This is a genomic window from Shinella sp. 838, assembly GCF_029623935.1.
Lineage (GTDB): Bacteria > Pseudomonadota > Alphaproteobacteria > Rhizobiales > Rhizobiaceae > Shinella.
This window is the reverse complement of the sequence record NZ_JARSBQ010000062.1, coordinates 1-1197: the sequence shown is the minus strand read 5'-3', so window position 1 is coordinate 1197 and position 1197 is coordinate 1. Positions and strand designations below refer to the sequence as shown.

Genomic DNA, 1197 nt, shown 5'->3' with positions numbered 1-1197 from the left:
TAGATTTGTAGACGCCTTCTTTCCTAATTTTGAGGCAGGAAGAGCATCATGAGCAAATCGAATTTCACCGAAGATTTTAAGCGCGACGCCGTGCGCCAGATCACGGAGCGAGGCTATCCGGTTGCGGAGGTTTCTCAGCGCCTCGGCGTGAGCCAGCATTCCCTTTATGAATGGAAGAAGAAGTTTGCCGCGTCGAACGCCAGGGGCAACGACGAGGCCGAGGAGATCAGGCGGCTGAAGAAGGAACTGGCTCGCGTCACCGAGGAGCGCGATATCCTAAAAAAAGCGGCCGCGTATTTCGCCAGGGATGCAAAGTGAAGTACGCGTTCATTGCCCTGCATCGCTTGCAGTTTTCGGTGCGGATGATGTGCCGCCTTTTGCGGGTTCATCCCAGTGGATTTTACACCTGGCTGAAGAACCCGCTGAGCAGGCGAGCCAACGAGGACAAGCGACAGACCGATCTGCTCCTGAAGGCATGGGAAGAGAGCGGCAAGGTCTACGGTTATCGCAAGCTGCACGACGACCTTCTCGATCAGGGAGAGATGTGTTGCCCGAACCGGGTCGCGCGCCTGACGCGTCTCGCCGGGATAAAGGCGCAGATCGGCTACAAACGCCGTCCCGGCATCTATGGCGGCAGGCCTACCGTCGCTATCGACAACACACTCGACCGACAATTTGACGTCGCGGCTCCGGACAAGGCCTGGGTCACGGACATCACCTACATCCGAACCTGCGAGGGCTTCTCTTACCTTGCGGTCGTCATCGACCTCTATTCTCGCCGGGTCATCGGCTGGGCGATGCAGAGCCGCCAAACCACGGACGTCGTATTGCAGGCTCTGCTCATGGCGGTGTGGAGGCGAAAGCCGAAGGACAAAGTGCTGATTCATTCGGATCAGGGTTCGCAATTCACCAGCATGGATTGGGCCTCGTTCCTCAGGCACCACAATCTGCTTCACTCGATGAGCCGACGCGGCAACTGCCATGACAATGCGGTGGCCGAGAGCTTCTTCAATCTTCTGAAGCGGGAGAGGATACGTCGCAGGGTTTACCGCTCACGCGATGAAGCGCGCCAGGACGTGTTCGACTACATCGAGATGTTCTACAACCCGAAGCGCAAGCACGTCAGAAACGGAATGCTATCGCCCGTCGAGTTCGAGAAGCAGCAGAAAATCTAACCCGAGGGTGTCTACGAAACTC

At 57.2% G+C, this 1197-nt stretch carries 1 protein-coding gene; it reads left to right on the top strand.

What is annotated here, in order from left to right:
- Positions 1-48 precede the first annotated feature (48 nt).
- Positions 49-1175 (top strand): IS3 family transposase gene (locus P9A16_RS35555; RefSeq protein ID WP_278026564.1). Its coding sequence is split into 2 segments (ribosomal slippage): positions 49-277 and positions 277-1175, totalling 1128 coding nucleotides; the frame shifts between segments, so codons are not numbered across the junction.
- The last annotated feature ends 22 nt before the right edge of the window (positions 1176-1197 follow it).